Source organism: Streptomyces sp. NPDC007991, assembly GCF_042958445.1.
Classification (GTDB): Bacteria; Actinomycetota; Actinomycetes; order Streptomycetales; family Streptomycetaceae; genus Streptomyces.
This window is the reverse complement of the sequence record NZ_JBIBJD010000007.1, coordinates 302,538-317,695: the sequence shown is the minus strand read 5'-3', so window position 1 is coordinate 317,695 and position 15,158 is coordinate 302,538. Positions and strand designations below refer to the sequence as shown.

Genomic DNA, 15,158 nt, shown 5'->3' with positions numbered 1-15,158 from the left:
CACAAGCCGTGCGGCCCCCCTGAGCCGGTCGCGTGAGCAACTCAGGGGGGCCGCACGGGGATTACTTGGTGAGGTGCTCCGGGCCGAAGGCCTGGGGCAGCATCCGAGACAGCGGCAGGATGCCCGCCGGGGTCTGAAGCAGCAGGTCCGGGCCGCCGAACTCGTGCAGCAACTGGCGGCAGCGGCCGCACGGGACGAGCGTCTCGCCGTTCCGGTCGACGCACGTGAAGTGCGTCAGCCGGCCGCCGCCGGTGTTGTGCAGCTCGGACACCAGGCCGCACTCGGCGCACAGTCCGAGCCCGTACGAGGCGTTCTCGACGTTGCAGCCGGAGATGATCCGGCCGTCGTCGACGAGGGCCGCGACGCCCACCGGGTATCCGGAGTACGGGGCGTACGCCCGGGACATGGCGTCCCGGGCCACCGCGCGCAGCTTCTCCCAGTCGACGGCCGGGCCGGTGCCGGTCACTTGCCCTGCCCCTTCCGGTACGGCAGCCCGTCCGCCTTCGGCATGCGCAGCCGCTGCGCGGACAGGGCGAGGACGACCAGGGTGATGACGTACGGCGTGGCGGAGACGACCTGGTTCGGGACCTCGTTGGTGGTCGTGTACCAGGTGAACACCAGGGCGCCGACGATCAGGGTGATCACGGCCTGGACGTACTTCTTGCGGACCACCAGCCAGATGGCGCCGATGAGCAGCAGGAGGGCGCCGAGCAGCAGCAGGGCGTGGACGTTGGCCGAGCCGCCGCGCAGGTTGAGGCTGTCGGTGTAGCCGAACAGGCCCGCGCCGAGGGCGAGTCCGCCGGGCATCCAGTTGCCGAAGATCATCGCGGCGAGGCCGATGTAGCCGCGGCCGCTGACCTGGCCCTCCAGGTAGAAGGGGTTCGCGACGATCGACAGGAAGACACCGCCGAGGCCGGCCAGACCGCCGGAGATGATCACGGCGATGTACTTGTACTTGTAGACGTTGACGCCGAGGGACTCGGCGGCGACCGGGTTCTCCCCGCAGGAGCGCAGCCGCAGGCCGAACGCGGTGCGCCACAGGATCCACCAGGTGCCGGGGACCAGTGCGACGGCGATCAGGGTCAGCCAGGAGACGTTGGTGACCAGGCCGCCGAGCAGTCCGGCGATGTCGGAGACGAGGAACCAGCCCTGGTTGTTGAGGTCCCTGAGCACGTCGGACAGCCCCGGCACGGTGAAGTTGCCGAGGGAGTCCACCGCCGGGGACTGCTTGGCGGAACCGCCCGTGTGGCCCTCGAAGGCGAGGGGGGCGAGGTAGCGGGTGACGCCGAGGGCCAGGATGTTGATGGCCACACCGGAGACGATGTGGTTGACGTTGAAGGTGACGGTCACGAAGGCGTGCAGCAGGCCGCCGATCGCGCCGCCCGCGATGCCCACCAGGACACCGGTCCACGGGCCCCACTGGAAGCCGGCCCAGGCGCCGAACCAGGTGCCGAGGATCATCATGCCCTCGAGGCCGATGTTGACCACGCCCGCGCGCTCGGCCCACAGGCCGCCGAGACCGGCGAGGCCGATGGGCACGGCGAGCTGGAGCGCGGTGGACATCTGGCTGACGTTGGTGATGCCGTCGGCGCCGGTGATGAGGCGGACGATCGAGGTGAGCGCCAGTCCGCCGGCGATGATCAGCAGCAGGACGGGCCACGACAGGCGGCGGCCGGTCGGCGCCGCGGGCTGCAGCGTGGGCTGGTTGAGGTCGGTCGCGGTCGTCATCGGCCAGCCACCTCCTTCGTGGTGTCGGTGTTGCCGAGGACGTGTCCGGCGGCCAGTTCGGCGCCGACCCGGCGCTGCTGGCGGCGCAGGCCCCACTCGCGGACGGCCTCGTAGGAGACGACGACCGAGAGCACGATCAGGCCCTGCATGATGACTGCGATCTCCTTGTCGTAGCCGTGGAAGTCCAGTTCGGGCGAGGCCTTGTCGAGCCAGGCCCACAGCAGGGCGGCGAACGCGATGCCCACGGGGCTGTTGCGGCCGAGCAGGGCGATGCCGATGCCGAGGAAGCCGATGCCCGTGGGGAAGTTCAGGCTGTAGGTGTGGGTGTCGCCGAGCAGGATCGGCAGGCCGGCGAGGCCCGCGATGCCGCCGGAGATCAGCATGGCGCTGAGCACCATGCGCCGCGGGTCGACGCCGCTGGCCGCGGCGGCGGTCTGCGAGGCGCCGGAGGCGCGCAGGTCGAAGCCGAAGCGGGTGCGGTTGAGGACGATCCAGTAGCCGATGCCGAGCAGGACGGCCAGCAGCACCAGGCCGTAGATCTCGCCGGCCGCGCCCATGCCGATGCCGGGGATCCAGCCGGACTCGTGCATCTCGCCGGTGGTGTTGTTGTTGCCGACCTTCACGCCGAAGACGTTCGGCAGCCACAGGTAGGCGATCACGGAGGTGGCGATCGCGTTGAGCATGATCGTGGCGACGACCTCGCTGACGCCGCGGGTGACCTTCAGGACACCGGCGATGCCGGCCCAGAAGGCGCCGGTGAGGACGGCGGTCAGGATCAGCAGCGGGACCTGCAGGCCGGCCGGCAGGGCGACGTGGGCGCCGACGATCGCGGCGAGCATGGCGCCGAGCTGGTACTGGCCGTCGACGCCGATGTTGAACAGGTTCATCCGGAAGCCGATGGCCACCGCGAGCGCCGCGATGTAGTACATCGACGCCTGGTTGATGATCAGGACCTGGATGTCGGAGAAGCTCAGCTGCTCGAACATCAGGGTGTACGGCTCGACGGGGCTCTTGCCCGACGCGACCAGCACGATCGCGCTCAGGGCGAAGGCCACGGCGAGCGCGATGACCGGTCCGGCCACCGCGAGGAGCACGCGCTCCCTGTCGAACTTCTTCATCAGCGGGCCTCGTCTTCCGGAGCCTCGGGGGCGTCGGCCTGCGAGGTCTCGGGGGTCTCTTCGTGCGCGAGGTGCCCGGTGGCGGCACCGGTCATGGCCGAGCCGAGCTCCTCGGGGGTGATGGTGGCCGGGTCGGCGTCCGCGACCAGCTTGCCGTTGTAGATCACGCGCAGTGTGTCGGACAGGCCGATGAGCTCGTCCAGGTCGGCGGAGATCAGCAGGACGGCCAGGCCCTCCCGGCGGGCCTCGCGGATGTGGTCCCAGATGGCGGCCTGGGCGCCGACGTCCACGCCCCGGGTGGGGTGGGCGGCGATCAGGAAGCGCGGCTTGTGGCTCATCTCGCGGCCGACGATCAGCTTCTGCTGGTTGCCGCCGGAGAGGGAGGCGGCGGTGACGTCGATGCCGGGGGTGCGGACGTCGTACTCCGTGACGATCCGCCGGGTGTCCTCCTGGGCCGCCTTCGGGTCCAGCCAGACGCCCTTGGCGAGCGGCTTCTCGGTGACGTGGCCGAGGATGCGGTTCTCCCAGAGGGGTGCCTCCAGGAGCAGGCCGTGGCGGTGGCGGTCCTCGGGGATGTAGCCGATGCCCTGCTCACGGCGCCTGCGGGTGGGCCAGGCGGTGATCTCCTCGTCGGCGAGCCGGATGGTGCCGGAGTCGGCGGCCCGCAGGCCGATGAGCGCGTCGACCAGCTCGGTCTGGCCGTTGCCCTCGACACCGGCGATGCCGAGGACCTCGCCCTCGTGGATGGTGAAGCCGATGTCGTCGAGGAGAGCCTTGCCGCCGGGGGCGGCCAGGCGGAGGTTCCGCACGCTGATGACCGGGCGGTCGGTGACCGTGGACTCGGCCGTCTCGGGCGTGGGCAGCTCGCTGCCGACCATCATCTCGGCGAGCTGGCGGGGCGTCGTCTCGGCGGGGACGGCCGTGCCGACGGTGGTGCCGCGGCGGATGACGGTGATCTCGTCGGCGACGGAGAGCACCTCGCCGAGCTTGTGCGAGATGAAGATGACCGACAGGCCCTCGGAGCGCAGTTCGCGCAGGTTGGCGAAGAGGGCGTCGACCTCCTGCGGGACGAGCACGGCGGTCGGCTCGTCCAGGATGAGGGTGCGGGCGCCGCGGTAGAGGACCTTGAGGATCTCCACGCGCTGGCGGGCGGCGACGCCGAGCTCCTCGACCAGGAGGTCGGGCTCGACGTCGAGGCCGTAGCGCTCGGAGAGCTCCTTGATCTTGCGGCGGGCCTTGGCGCCGATGCCGTAGAGCTTCTCGCTGCCGAGGACCACGTTCTCGAGGACCGTGAGGTTGTCGGCGAGCATGAAGTGCTGGTGGACCATGCCGATACCGCGGACGATGGCGTCGGCCGGCGACGAGAAGCCGACCTGCTCGCCGTCGACGGCGATGGTGCCCTCGTCCGGCTTCTGCATGCCGTAGAGGATCTTCATCAGCGTCGACTTGCCGGCGCCGTTCTCGCCGACGAGGGCGTGCACGGTGCCCTTGCGGACGCTGAGGTGGATGTCGTGGTTGGCCACGACGCCCGGGAAACGCTTCGTGATCCCGGCGAGCTCGACGGCGGTCACCGATTCCTTGACCGCCGCTCCGGCCGGAGGGCTGCTGGACGCGTTGATGGCGCACTCTCCTGGTGACGGGGGCCGTCTACGCGCGTAGCGCCCCTACGGCATACAAAGGGTCCGACGCACCGCGACAACGGGGTACGAGGAGCAGCACTCCCCGTACCCCGTCGAGCGGACGTAACCCCGGGGGTTACCGCCTGCTACGAGGCAGTCGGTCGTCAGCTGCTCTTGACCTTGATCTCGCCGCTGATGATCTTCTCCTTGGCCGTCTTGATGGCTTCCTGAAGCTCGGCGTCGTCCGCGAACTTCGGGTTGGAGTCCGACAGGCTCACCTCGCCGGTCTTCAGATCGCCACGAACGATACCGGTCTCGGGCTTGCCGTCCTCGACCGACTTCGCCAGGTTGTACACCGCCTTGGCGACGTCCTTCATCGCCGAGGTCAGGATGAAGTCCTTGTACTTGGCGAGGGCCTCCTGCTTGTACTGGTCGGAGTCGACACCGATGGCCCACACCTTCTTGGCGGCGGCGGCCTCGATGACGCCCTGGCCGGACAGGCCGGCGGCCGCGTAGACGACGTCGGCCTTCTTCTCGATCTGGCCCTCGGCAGCCGTCTTGCCCTTGTCGGGGCTGGAGAAACCACCCTCCTCGGCCGTCTGCGTCAGGTACTGCGACAGGACCTTCACCTTCGGGTCGGTGTCCTTGACGCCCTGCTCGAAGCCCGCCTGGAACTTGTGGATCAGCGGGATGTCCACACCGCCGACGAAGCCGACGATGTCCGACTTGGTGCTCCTGGCGGCGGCGACACCGGCCAGGTACGAGGCCTGCTCCTCGCTGAAGACGAGGTCGGCGACGTTCTTGGAGTTGATCGTGGCGTCGTCGACGATGCCGAAGGTGGTCTTCGGGAACTTCTCCGCCGCGCCCTTGACGGCCGCGGCGTACGCGTAGCCCACGCCGATGACCGGGTTGTAGCCCTGCTTCGCCAGCGAGACCAGGCGCTGCTCCTTGTCGGCGTCCGTCTCGCCCTCGGTGGGCTCCAGGTCGGCCGTCTGGTACCCGAACTCCTTCTTCGCCTGCTCCAGGCCCGCGTACGCGGCGTCGTTGAAGGACTGGTCGCCCTTGCCGCCGACGTCGTACGCGATGGCGAGGCCCTTGTTCCCCTTCGAGTCCGACGACCCGGAGGTCGAGGTGCTGCCGCAGGCGGAGAGGGCGAGGGCCAGGGAGGCGGTCGCTGCGCCTGCGACCGTGATCCGGGAAATCCGGCGCATGTGTGGGTGCTCCTGTCGTACTACCGGGGCCGCACAGCGCCGGGACGGTTCAGCTTCAGCGCTGGCTTCGCCGCAGATTAACGCGCGTAGACCTGCCTGAAAACCCCTTCTGTCCACCTTGTTATGCGCCCGTGGCCAAGCCATCACCGGGCCCTGGTCGGGGGTTGCCGCCTGCGAGGGGAGGGTGGCGCTGGGTGACCCGGAGCCCGGCGCGCCCCGGGGAACGCCGGAGCGGGTGGGCACCCTGGGTGCCCACCCGCTCCGACTGCCTCACGTGCGGGACGGCCTACTCGGTCTTGACCTTGATCGAGCCGTCGTCGATGCCTTCCTTGGCCTTGTTCACGGCGTCCTTGAGCCCCGGGATCTTGGCGTACTCGGGGTTCGACTCGGAGAGGCCGACGCCGTTGACCTTCAGGTCGAAGGTCTGGGTACCGGTCAGGGGCTTGCCGTCGTGGACGGACTTGGCCAGCGCGTAGACGGCGCCGCCGACGTCCTTGAGGGCGGAGGTGAGGATGTAGTTCTTGTACGGGGCCAGGGCGGCCTGCTTGTACTGGTCGGAGTCGACGCCGATCGCCCAGACCTTCGCCTTGGCGGCGGCCTCGATGACGCCCTGGCCGGACAGGCCGGCGGCCGCGTAGAGCACGTCGGCCTTCTTCTCGATCTGGCCCTCGGCGGCGGCCTTGCCCTTGTCGGGGCTGGAGAAGCCGCCCTCCTCGGCCGTCTGCGTCAGGTACTGCGACAGGACCTTCACCTTGGGGTTGGTGTCCTGCACGCCCTGCTTGTAGCCGGCCTCGAACTTGTGGATCAGCGGGACGTCGACACCGCCGACGAAGCCGACGATGTCCGACTTGGTGGCCTTGGCTGCGGCGACACCGGCCAGGTAGGAGGCCTGCTCCTCGGCGAAGACGAGGGAGGCGACGTTCTTGCCCTCGACCACGGAGTCGACGATGCCGAAGGTGGTCTTCGGGTACTTGGGCGCCACGGCCTTCAGCGCCGGGCCGTAGGCGAACCCGATGCCGATGACCGGGTTGTAGCCCTGCTTGGCCAGCGAGGCCAGGCGCTGTTCCTTGTCCGCGTCCGTCTCGCCCTCGGTGGGCTCGATGTCGGCGGTCTTGTAGCCGTACTGGTCCTTGGCCTTGGTCAGGCCGGAGTAGGCGGCGTCGTTGAAGGACTGGTCGCCCTTGCCGCCGACGTCGTAGGCGATGGCGAGGCCGCGGTCCTTGTTGTCACTGCCACTGCCACCGCTGGTGCCGCCACACGCCGTGGCGACGAGCCCGAGCGACGCGACCCCCACCGCGACACGGGTCAGTTTGGAAATCCGACGCATCGTGAAGTTCCCCATTCTCCAAAGCCCCGCAGTGGGTGCTCGGTTCGGCGCACATTAACGCGCGTAGACACTCCTGGGAACGGTTCGCCGCGGGGCCGTTATCCATTCGTGCCGATGGCCGGTTACGCCCTTGTGAACCATGGGATCGAACGGGGTCGAAAGGTGTACTCGGGCACACGGCGCATGCCTGCTGGTCACGCGGACCAGGCTGCCGTGGGGCTGCGCCGCCCGCAACCGGAGACGCCGCCGGGGGGTGACGGGGGCCGGGGGGCGCTCCCCCCGGGGCCCCAGGTGTGAGTGCGGCGCCGTCGTGGCTGCTCGCGCAGTTCCCCGCGCCCCCAAGAAGGTGGGTCCTAGGGCGTGTCCGCGAAGTCCCGTCGTCCGCCCGCAGGGCGGGCCGGGACTTTGCGGACACGCCCTAGCGGAGGCCGTCGACCAGGGCTGCTGCCGTGAAGAGTTCCACTCCTACCGTGATCGCGGACTCGTCGACGTCGAAGTCGCCCTGGTGGAGGTCGCGTACCTGGCGTTCGCCGGGGGTGCGTACGCCCAGGCGGGCCATCGCGCCGGGGACGTGTTCCAGGTACCAGGAGAAGTCCTCGCCGCCGAGGCTCTGCTCCGTGCCGACGACCGATTCCACACCACGCCGGGCGATCATCGCGTCGCGCAGCAGCTCGGTCACGCCGGGTTCGTTGACGACGGGCGGGACGCCGCGGACGTAGTTGATCTCCGACTTGGCCCGGTACAGGTTGGCGATCTCGTCGATCGCGGCCACCACGACGTCGGGAGCCTGCCGCCACGCCTCGATGTCGAGGCACCGCACGGTGCCGGAGAGCTCGGCGTGCTGCGGGATGACGTTGGGCGCGTGCCCGGACTCCACGCGGCCCCAGGTGATGGCGAGGCCGCTGCGGCTGTCGAAGCGCCGGCCGACCAGGGCGGGGACGTCGGTGACCACGCGGGCGGCGGCGGTGACCAGGTCGGTGGTGAGGTGCGGGCGTGCGGTGTGCCCGCCCGGGCCGTTCAGGGCGATCTCCAGCCGGTCGCAGGCCGAGGTGATGGGGCCCTCGCGGAGTCCGACCTGCCCCGCGTCCACCCGGGGGTCGCAGTGCACGGCGATGATCGCGCCGACCCCTTCCAGCGCCCCGCACTTGATGACGTCGGCGGCACCGCCGGGCAGGACCTCCTCGGCGGGCTGGAAGATCAGCCGGACGGGGCGGGGCAGCAGCCCCTGCTTGTGCAGCTCCGCGAGGACGAGACCCGCGCCGAGGACGACGGTGGTGTGCACGTCGTGGCCGCAGGCGTGCGCGCGGTCGGGCACGGTCGAGCGGTACGGGCAGTCGCTCTTGGTGTCGGGGATGGGCAGGCCGTCGATGTCGGCCCGCAGGGCGAGCATGCTGGGGCCCCCGTCCCACTGCTCGCCCGCTACGCCGATGTCACAGACGAGTCCCGTCCCGACGGCGAGGACGCGCGGCTTGAGGCCGGCCCTCTCCAGCCGCTCCTTGATGGCGGCTGTCGTACGGAACTCCTGGTTGCCCAGTTCCGGGTGCATGTGCAGGTCGCGTCGGAACGCGATGAGCTCGGCGCGCAGAGCGTCGGGCAGCGCACCGGGAAGTGCGGCTCCCCCGGGAAGATCGATCTCGGACTCCAGTGACATCAATTGCTTCACCCTCTGAAGGGTAGGGCGCCAGGGCGGTCGGCTGACCCTCGATCAACAAAACTTCAACCCGTTAGGGGCAGAAAATATGACCGCCGAACGTATAGCTATCAAGCGGGATGGGTAAACTCGCCCGCCTTTAGGGCCGAGCCGGTCACCGCGAGCCACAGACTGTGAGATCGACCACACCTGCGCCACGGCACCGTCATCCTTCCATCCTCCTCCACGGATACCACGCCCTGCGCGGGGAACACGGCCTTGTTCGTCCGGCGGGCGCCCGGCCCCGGTAGGGTGCGCCGCGTGCGCGCCGACAGCCCCGAGTTCGTCCAGTCCACCCAGGCCTCGTACGACGCCATCGCCGAGGACTACGCCGCCGGGTTCCCGGACAGCCTCGCCGGGAGGCCCCTGGAGCGGGCCCTCCTGACGGCCTTCGTCGATCTGGTGCGTGCCCCCGGGGCGCCTGTGCCGCCGCCGGTCGCCGACATCGGCAGCGGACCCGGGTACGTGGCGGCCCGGCTGCACGACATGGGCCTGCCGGTGTTCGGGGTGGACGTCTCGCCCCGCATGGTGGCCCTGGCCCGACGGACGCACCCCCGGCTGCGGTTCCACGTCGGTTCGATGACGGCCCTGGACCTGCCGGACGAGACCCTCGGCGGCATCGTCGCGCTGTACTCGATCATCCATGTGCCGGACGACCATCTGCCCGCGGTCTTCGCCGGGTTCCACCGCGTCCTGGTGCCGGGCGCGCCCGTGCTGCTCGGCTTCCAGTCCGGTGCGGAGGACGGCCGTGCGCATCTCGCCGAGCGCTTCGGGCGGGAGATCTCGCTCGACTGCTACTGGCGCACCCCGGAGACCGTCGCGACGCGCCTGAAGGAGGCGGGCCTGGAGCTCCATGCCCGTGTACTGCGGGAGGCCGAGGGCGAGGAGCAGCGTCCCCGGGCGTTCCTGCTGGCCCGCAAGCCGGCTCCTGCCGGGGGATGAGCGTGGCCGGGGGTAGGTCAGGGCGCGCCCCTGCCGGTGCGTATGCCCACCCGGTGCGCGTGCCACGGTCAGGGCACAGGCCGCCCCCGCCGGTGCGTGAGCCGCCGTGGGTCTCCGGCCCCGGCGGCGACGGCCTGCGCCTGGCCGCCACTCCGCGAGGGCGCCGGTGCCGTGGCCTGTCGGCTGCTCTGGCGGCGCGGGCGCATGGCCTGCCGCAGTCTCCCTGAACCGCCGTCCGCCGAGCCGCCGGGCGGCCTGACAGTCCGCTGACCGGTCGCCCCCGCTGGTCGCGAGGCGCCTCCGGCACCTCAGCCGGCAGTGACCGCGCCCGCCGCCCCGGCCGGGCCCGGGATACCAGCCGGGCCCGGCACACCTGACGGGCCGGGGACACCCGCCGAGCCCACCGTCCCGACCGAACCCGCCGTGCCCGTGACACTCACCTGGGCGGCCGGACCCGCAGGACCAGCTGGGCCCCCAGGAGCCGCCGAGCCCCTCGACCCCGAAGGACCGGCCGTACCGGCCGAGCCCCCCGACCCGGCCGACGTCGTCGTGCCCGTGACAATCCCCGGGGCGGCCCGACCCGCCGGGCCCTCAGCAGCCGCCGAGCCCCTCGGCCCCGAAGGACCAGCCATACCCGCCGAACCCGCCGTGCCCGTGACACTCCCCGGGGCGGCCGGACCCACCGGCCCCGCCGGACCCTCCTCGTCCTCCACCCCCGCCCCGTCGCCCTCCGCGGACACCCGACGCACATCCCGCGCCGTTCCCGTCACCCCGGCCAGGAAGCCCTGGGCGCGAGGGGAGGCGTGGTCGGTCAGCCAGGTCGGGTCGATGTCGCAGACCGCGACGCGGACCTCCGTGCCGGAGAGGGCGAGGGGGAGGGTGTGGACGACCGTGGAGGGGAAGCTGAGGATCGTGAGCCCGATGGGGCCGCGGCGGGCGATCAGTTCGAGGGGGAGTTCGGGGCGGACGATCTCCAGGCCCGTCTCGACCGCGAGCCGGCGGAGCTTGTCCGTGCTCTCGCGGCGGTGGGCGAAGTAGCGCGTCGCGCCATGGGCCTTGGTCAGGGCGCGGACGGCCTCCAGGTAGTGCTCGTCGTCGACGACGCCCGTCTCCACCAGGGACGTGCCCACCATGTCCGCGCCCTTGGTGATGCGGGGCGGGCCGAAGCGGGACCGGGTCCAGGCGAAGGTGTTGGCGTTGACCGTCACGCCCGCCGGGGTCTGGTCCATCGGCATGGAGGAGAAGATCTCGACGTGGCGATCGCCGCCGGGGGTCAGGCGGCGGCGGGCCGACGCCGACACCGGCGCGAAGATCAGGTCGCGCGGGCCGGGACGGCCGCCCTTGCGGTGCCAGCGCACCAGCCGTTCGCCCCGGGCCAGTTGGCCGACGAACTCCATGGTCGCCGTGCCGTCGTCGACGACGACCAGGTCACGGGCCCGGGTGATCGTCAGCAGCAGCTGGACGTAGCGGGAGAAGGGGTCCCCCAGTACGATCCGGCGGGCCCTGCGGAGCAGGCCGGCCAGGCCGCCGATGGTCTGGAAGGGCGCCAGGGGCCCGCCGCGCGCTTCCTCCCAGCGGACCTCGTGCCCCTCGTCGCGGGCCAGGTCGGACATCCGCCGCAACTGGCCGCGCGTCATCGGGTCGACGGGCGACAGCACCACGAGGGTGAGCCCCACGCCGGGCGCATGCGCGTGCGCCCACTCCAGCACGTTCAGCAGCTGTACCGGACTCTCGACGAACGCGAGAGTGTGGGGGCCGGCGTTCCCGGCGCGGGGGCTCATCGACGTACGACCGTCCCGTCGTAAGGGGGGTGTGGGGGGTGCTGCGCTCAGACGCCGACCGGCTCGCCCGCCGCGTCGGCGATCTCCGCCTCGGCGACCACACCGGCGACGCGGCGCAGCTTCTTCATCGGGGCCAGCTCGGAGTCGTAGACCTTCTTCACGCCGTCGCCGAGGGAGGCCTCGATCGTGCGGATGTCGCGGACGAGGCGGGTGAGGCCCTGCGGCTCCACGGACGCGGCCTGGTCCGAGCCCCACATGGCGCGGTCGAGGGTGATGTGACGCTCGACGAACACCGCGCCGAGCGCGACGGCGGCCAGCGTGGTCTGCAGGCCGGTCTCGTGGCCGGAGTAGCCGATCGGGACGTTCGGGTACTCCTGCTGGAGCGTGTTGATGACGCGCAGGTTGAGCTCCTCGGCCTTGGCCGGGTAGGTCGACGTGGCGTGGCACATCAGGATGTTGTCGGAGCCGAGGACCTCGACCGCGTGGCGGATCTGCTTCGGGGTCGACATGCCGGTGGAGAGGATCACCGCGCGGCCGGTGGAGCGCAGGGCGCGCAGCAGCTCGTCGTCGGTGAGGGAGGCGGAGGCGACCTTGTGGGCGGGGAGGTCGAACTTCTCCAGGAAGGCGACGGCCTCGGTGTCCCACGGGGAGGCGAACCAGTCGATGTACTTCGACTTGCAGTAGTCGTCGATGGCGCGGTACTCGTCCTCGCCGAACTCCACGCGGTGGCGGTAGTCGATGTAGGTCATCCGGCCCCAGGGCGTGTCGCGCTCGATGTCCCACTGGTCGCGCGGGGTGCAGATCTCGGGGGTGCGCTTCTGGAACTTGACGGCGTCGCAGCCGGCCTCGGCGGCGGCGTCGATCAGCTTGAAGGCGTTCTCGAGCTCGCCGTTGTGGTTGATGCCGATCTCACCGCAGACGTAGACCGGGCGGCCCGGGCCGACCTCGCGCGTGCCGAACCGGCGGATACGGGAGTTGGTGCTCATGGCAGGAGATGTCCTTACTTGGTGAGGGAATCGAGAGAGGGGCCGAGGATCCAGCTGGCGATCTCTCGGATCGCGCCGTCGCCACCGGGGACGGTGGTGACCGCGCGTGCGGCGCCGCGCACGACGTCGTGGGCGCTCGCGACCGCCACGGGCCAGCCCACGAGGGCGAAGCACGGGAGGTCATTGACGTCGTTGCCGACGTAGAGCACGCGCTCCGGCGCGATGCCCTGCTCCTCGCACCACTGCTTCAGCGCGAGGTCCTTGCGGTCGATGCCGTGCAGCACCGGGAGCCTGAGCTTCCGGGCCCGGGCGGCGACCACAGGGTTCTGTTCCGTGGACAGGATCAGCATCTTCAGGCCGCTCCTGCGGAGGGCCGCGATGCCGAGTCCGTCCCCGCGGTGCACGGAGACGAACTCCCGTCCGTCGGAGTCGACCAGCACCCGGTCGTCGGTCTGGGTGCCGTCGAAGTCGAGGACGACCGCGTCGATGTCGTCGGCGGTCGGCAGCGCGCCGGGGCGGTCCGCGTCGAAGAGCGGCGCGAGGGCCCGGGCGCGGGCGAGGTCGTGCGGGTCGTCGACCTCCAGCACGCGTGCGGGGTCGGTGCGGACCAGTTCGGTCCGGCCGAAGAAGCGGTGCTGGTGCTTGCGGAAGCCGGCCGCCTCCATGGCGTAGGCGGCGCCGGTCTCCAGCAGGTCCTGGGGACGGTCCTGGCGGCGCGGGCGGAAGGCCTTGTCGTGGTTGACGCCGTAGCCGCCGCCGATGGCCGCGTCGTTCTGTGCGACGGAGCCGGCCGTGACCTCGTCGTCGGCGTCCCGCCAGATGAATCCGTGGAAGGGCGCCACGGTCACCGCTGTGTCGGCGCCGTTCTCGGTGATCGCCCCGGTGACGCCGTCGATGTCCTCGCGGACGAGGAAGGGGCTGGTGCACTGCACGAGCAGGACCACGTCCACCGGCGCGCCGTGCAGCGCCTCGTGGGCGTCCATGGCGTGCAGGACGGCGGCCTCGGAGGTGGCCGTGTCGCCGGCGATGGCGGCGGGCCGCAGGACGACCTCGGCGCCGGCCTGGCGGGCGGCGGACGCGATGGCCTGGTCGTCGGTGGAGACCACGACGTCCGTGACGAGCCGGGCGGCGCGGCACTCGCGCACGGCCCGCGCCACCAGCGGGACGCCGCCGACGGGGAGGAGGTTCTTCGCGGGGACGCCCTTGGAGCCGCCGCGCGCGGGGATCACCGCGAGCACGCGGCGCGCCGAGGGGCTTCGGCCCGCTTCCGGGTGTGACATGGGGTGTACTCCTTGGGCTCCTTGGGCGGCGGGCTCGGGACGGCTCACAGCTCCCCCATCCGCCGGATGACGGGCGCCACGCGCTGCACGCCGTGCCGGTAGGCGCCGCGCGCCGCCCGGCGCACGATCTGCCGGACCGGTCCGGGCTCCCGGTCGGCGGCCGGCGCGCCGGGCAGCGGGGTGCCGTCCGGGCCGAGGTGGTGGCGGGCGAGGATCCCGGGCAGATAGCCGGGCGCGGTGACGGGTGTGTAGTACGGGGCCAGCGGCGGCAGGCCGCCGGGCCGGTCGAGCAGCTTGGTGATGCGTTCGCGGGCCGCGTCGAAGGCGGAGTCGTAGGAACCGTCCGCCGCCACGCCCTGCCGGGCGACCCACTCCGCGTCGGGCGCCGGCCGGTGCCCGGCGTCGAGCTGGTCCCAGGAGGCGAGGCAGCCGGAGCCCACGAAGTGGTGGTTGCCGAGGGCCTCGCGCACGCCCAGGTCGGTCAGTACGACGGTAGGGATGCGGCGGTGCAGCGACTCCAGGGCGGCCGTGGAGCTGACTGTCACGAGCAGGTCGGTGCGGTCGAGGACCTCGCCCATGTTGCCGTAGACCAGGCGGAAGTTGGCCGGCGGATCGAGGCGCTGCACCAGCTTCTGGTACGGCAACTCCTCGATGTGGGTGGTGTGTTCGCCCGGCTTGGAGCGCAGCTTCAGCAGCACCTCGCGCTCGGGGTGCTTGCGGGCGTGCCGCACCAGCCGGTCCAGCAGGTACGTACGGTCCTTGCGGCTGTCCGGGACCGAGGGCTGGGCGGCGAAGACGACCGTGTAGGGGTCGTGTTCGCCTTCGTAGGGCGCTCCGCCGAGGAACGGCAGGGCCACCTCGGTCACGGACGTGGCGTCGGCGCCCACCCCTTCGTAGACGGCCCGGAAACGGTCCGCGTCCTGGCGGGAGTTGGCGAGGACGAGGTCCGCGCCGTGCCGCAGCAGCAGGCCGTCGGCGAGCTTCTCGTAGACGACACCGACGTAGCCGGTGACGACGACGGGACGCCCGGTCCTGTTCTGCCACGTCCGGTTGAGCCCGTGCAGCATGGCCTGCACACCGCCGCCGACGAGGGCGAGGACGAGGATGTCGTAGGACTCCTCGGCCATGGTGCGCAGGAACTCGACGGCGGTGACCTCCCGCAGCGAGTCGGCGCGCACGCCCACCTCCTGCAACTGGCGCGGCGTGGGGGTGGCCCGGCCGCGCAGCAGGAATCCGTCGAGGGCGGGGCCGACTTGCGCGCTCTCGCGCGGTCCGGTTTCCATGGACTGTCCCGGGGCGATGCGGTGCGCGGTGAGCGCACCCCATTTCCAGCGGGTGTCGGAATCCGCGAGGACGGCGATTCGCGGGCGCTTCGGTGTACTTGCTGGCACGCCGAAGACGCTAGGAAGAAATTCCTAGGTATGGCGGAACCGCGACTCAACGAAAAGTTAACAACGCACCACCGGGAGCCGAACT

Annotated in this window: 11 protein-coding genes and 1 pseudogene; 1 reads left to right on the top strand and 11 read right to left on the bottom strand. The window is 71.3% G+C overall.

The genetic code is table 11. The features are described from left to right. Positions 1-61 precede the first annotated feature (61 nt). The 7 genes from ACFZDA_RS22070 to ACFZDA_RS22040 form a co-directional block, all read right to left on the bottom strand. Complete coding sequence (locus tag ACFZDA_RS22070) at positions 62-466, bottom strand: cytidine deaminase (protein ID WP_391083978.1); 405 nt, start codon at positions 464-466, stop codon at positions 62-64. Then, positions 463-1,728 carry an ABC transporter permease gene (locus ACFZDA_RS22065; RefSeq protein ID WP_391083976.1) on the bottom strand — a complete coding sequence of 422 codons (1,266 nt, stop codon included), beginning with the start codon at positions 1,726-1,728 and terminating at the stop codon, positions 463-465. Before ACFZDA_RS22065 ends, ACFZDA_RS22070 begins: the two co-directional genes overlap by 4 nt. Then, positions 1,725-2,846 (bottom strand): ABC transporter permease, encoded by a 1,122-nt coding sequence (locus ACFZDA_RS22060; RefSeq protein WP_391083973.1) that lies wholly within the window; start codon positions 2,844-2,846, stop codon positions 1,725-1,727. Before ACFZDA_RS22060 ends, ACFZDA_RS22065 begins: the two co-directional genes overlap by 4 nt. Further along, on the bottom strand, positions 2,846-4,417 hold the full coding sequence (locus ACFZDA_RS22055) for an ATP-binding cassette domain-containing protein (RefSeq protein WP_391083970.1): 1,572 nt from the start codon (positions 4,415-4,417) through the stop codon (positions 2,846-2,848). The genes ACFZDA_RS22060 and ACFZDA_RS22055 overlap by 1 nt, the downstream gene beginning before the upstream one ends. 212 nt (positions 4,418-4,629) lie before the next feature. Then, positions 4,630-5,676 carry a BMP family ABC transporter substrate-binding protein gene (locus ACFZDA_RS22050; RefSeq protein WP_391083967.1) on the bottom strand — a complete coding sequence of 349 codons (1,047 nt, stop codon included), beginning with the start codon at positions 5,674-5,676 and terminating at the stop codon, positions 4,630-4,632. 286 nt (positions 5,677-5,962) lie between these two features. After that, a complete protein-coding gene (locus tag ACFZDA_RS22045; protein ID WP_391083964.1) occupies positions 5,963-7,003 on the bottom strand; it encodes a BMP family ABC transporter substrate-binding protein in 1,041 nt (346 codons plus the stop codon). Between the two features lie 418 nt (positions 7,004-7,421). Beyond that, the gene (locus ACFZDA_RS22040; RefSeq protein ID WP_391084597.1) at positions 7,422-8,654 is read right to left on the bottom strand and encodes an amidohydrolase; all 1,233 of its coding nucleotides are present in this window, start codon (positions 8,652-8,654) and stop codon (positions 7,422-7,424) included. Between the two features lie 300 nt (positions 8,655-8,954). Here ACFZDA_RS22040 and ACFZDA_RS22035 point away from each other — a divergent pair, with 300 nt between their 5' ends. Next, complete coding sequence (locus ACFZDA_RS22035) at positions 8,955-9,635, top strand: methyltransferase domain-containing protein (RefSeq protein WP_391083961.1); 681 nt, start codon at positions 8,955-8,957, stop codon at positions 9,633-9,635. A 731-nt stretch (positions 9,636-10,366) separates the two neighbouring features. Here ACFZDA_RS22035 and ACFZDA_RS22030 read toward each other — a convergent pair. The 4 genes and pseudogenes from ACFZDA_RS22030 to ACFZDA_RS22015 form a co-directional block, all read right to left on the bottom strand. Then, positions 10,367-11,416, bottom strand: a pseudogene (locus ACFZDA_RS22030) (hypothetical protein); the annotation flags it as partial. A 47-nt stretch (positions 11,417-11,463) separates the two neighbouring features. Next, a complete protein-coding gene (locus ACFZDA_RS22025) occupies positions 11,464-12,402 on the bottom strand; it encodes an N-acetylneuraminate synthase family protein (RefSeq protein WP_391083958.1) in 939 nt (312 codons plus the stop codon). A 14-nt stretch (positions 12,403-12,416) separates the two neighbouring features. Continuing rightward, complete coding sequence (locus ACFZDA_RS22020) at positions 12,417-13,682, bottom strand: cytidylyltransferase domain-containing protein (RefSeq protein ID WP_391083954.1); 1,266 nt, start codon at positions 13,680-13,682, stop codon at positions 12,417-12,419. Between the two features lie 44 nt (positions 13,683-13,726). Beyond that, positions 13,727-15,073, bottom strand: coding sequence for a DUF6716 putative glycosyltransferase (locus ACFZDA_RS22015; protein ID WP_391083952.1), 1,347 nt, complete (start codon positions 15,071-15,073; stop codon positions 13,727-13,729). Positions 15,074-15,158: the final 85 nt, after the last annotated feature.

Coding starts and splice junctions, on each gene's coding strand:
- ACFZDA_RS22020 (WP_391083954.1), bottom strand. CDS start 13,682: ATGTCACACCCGGAAGCGGGCCGAAGCCCCTCGGCGCGCCGCGTGCTC.
- ACFZDA_RS22060 (WP_391083973.1), bottom strand. CDS start 2,846: ATGAAGAAGTTCGACAGGGAGCGCGTGCTCCTCGCGGTGGCCGGACCG.
- ACFZDA_RS22050 (WP_391083967.1), bottom strand. CDS start 5,676: ATGCGCCGGATTTCCCGGATCACGGTCGCAGGCGCAGCGACCGCCTCC.
- ACFZDA_RS22045 (WP_391083964.1), bottom strand. CDS start 7,003: ATGCGTCGGATTTCCAAACTGACCCGTGTCGCGGTGGGGGTCGCGTCG.
- ACFZDA_RS22040 (WP_391084597.1), bottom strand. CDS start 8,654: ATGTCACTGGAGTCCGAGATCGATCTTCCCGGGGGAGCCGCACTTCCC.
- ACFZDA_RS22065 (WP_391083976.1), bottom strand. CDS start 1,728: ATGACGACCGCGACCGACCTCAACCAGCCCACGCTGCAGCCCGCGGCG.
- ACFZDA_RS22025 (WP_391083958.1), bottom strand. CDS start 12,402: ATGAGCACCAACTCCCGTATCCGCCGGTTCGGCACGCGCGAGGTCGGC.